A 1,180-nucleotide genomic window follows, 5' to 3' on the forward strand; every position below is an offset into this window, starting at 1 on the left:
GATTTCGAACCTTTCATGGCGCAGAAATCGCATTATATCATGCACTTGGCGCGCTACCTGAACCGGATGTCGCCCACAGATTCTGCTGACGAGCCATTTTTATTAATCACTAAGAAAAATACCTGCTACTCATATACGCACATCATATCTTCACTGTATGCCGGGATTTTAGTCCAGTCAAGGATTTAAAATGACAATGCCTTGTATTCGGGTAACAATCATGTTAAGGAAAATGACTTCGGTTCCTTCTTCATCAGGATAAATAAGGTTATAAATAGTCCAAGAAATAAAATATTGGTTGCTTCTGACTATTGCTAAAACACTATGCGATCAATAGTCTGACAGAAGCAGGTTTATGGATGGGATTAAGTTTATTCGCCATTTCGACAAATCCAGCTTGGTTCGGGCCAGCTCTTTGCGTACCATGCCGATAGGGAGCGACGGACATTCTGAAGTATGATTGGAAATTGAACCAGGTAAAATAGCATGACCCTCTCAAGCAAGAGCTTTTTCAGCCTGATCGTGATTTTACTTGTCGGGCATGCCGGCTGGCCGACTTGCATCCATGCGGCTGCACAGAAATTGTTATTGACCGGTTCCAGCACGATGGCGCCGCTGATGAGCGAAATCGGTCGACGGTTTGAATCCATTCATCCAGGGGTACGGGTCGAGGTACAGACAGGCGGTTCTTCTCGTGGTCTGCATGATACACGCCGCAAGATCGCTGACATTGGTTTGGTATCTCGTGCGTTGAAACCCGAGGAGCGAGATTTGCTAGCGCATACCATTGCGCTTGACGGGATTGGCATCGTGCTGCATGCGAGTAACCCACTGACTGCACTGATTCAAGAGCAGATCGTCGCGATTTATCAGGGAAAAATAACCAACTGGAAAACAATCGGTGGGCAGAGTGCGCGCATAACCGTTGTCAACAAAGCCGAAGGCCGCTCTACGTTGGAACTGTTTCTGGAGTATTTCCGTTTGAAAAATAGCGCGATTAAACCACACGCCATCATCGGAGATAATCAGCAAGGGATCAAGATCATTGCCGGTAACCGCCATGCGATAGGCTATCTTTCAATTGGGGCTCGTCAGCAGAATCTGTGGGCGACATCCGGTTCAGGTAGCGCGCCAAGTGCATGATATAATGCGATTTCTGCGCCATGAAAGGTTCGAAATC

At 47.0% G+C, this 1,180-nt stretch carries 2 protein-coding genes; both read left to right on the plus strand.

Annotation, left to right across the window (positions count from 1 at the left end; all coding sequences use genetic code 11):
- Positions 1 to 189 (plus strand): hypothetical protein (locus BLV85_RS15565; RefSeq protein ID WP_218132867.1); only part of this gene is annotated, 189 nt, incomplete at its 5' end.
- Positions 190 to 486: 297 nt separating this feature from the next.
- Complete coding sequence (locus BLV85_RS14750; RefSeq protein WP_090415962.1) at positions 487 to 1,143, plus strand: phosphate ABC transporter substrate-binding protein; 657 nt, start codon at positions 487 to 489, stop codon at positions 1,141 to 1,143.
- The last annotated feature ends 37 nt before the right edge of the window (positions 1,144 to 1,180 follow it).

This window comes from Nitrosomonas halophila, from assembly GCF_900107165.1.
Lineage (GTDB): Bacteria > Pseudomonadota > Gammaproteobacteria > Burkholderiales > Nitrosomonadaceae > Nitrosomonas > Nitrosomonas halophila.

Coding starts and splice junctions, on each gene's coding strand:
- BLV85_RS14750 (WP_090415962.1), top strand. CDS start 487: ATGACCCTCTCAAGCAAGAGCTTTTTCAGCCTGATCGTGATTTTACTT.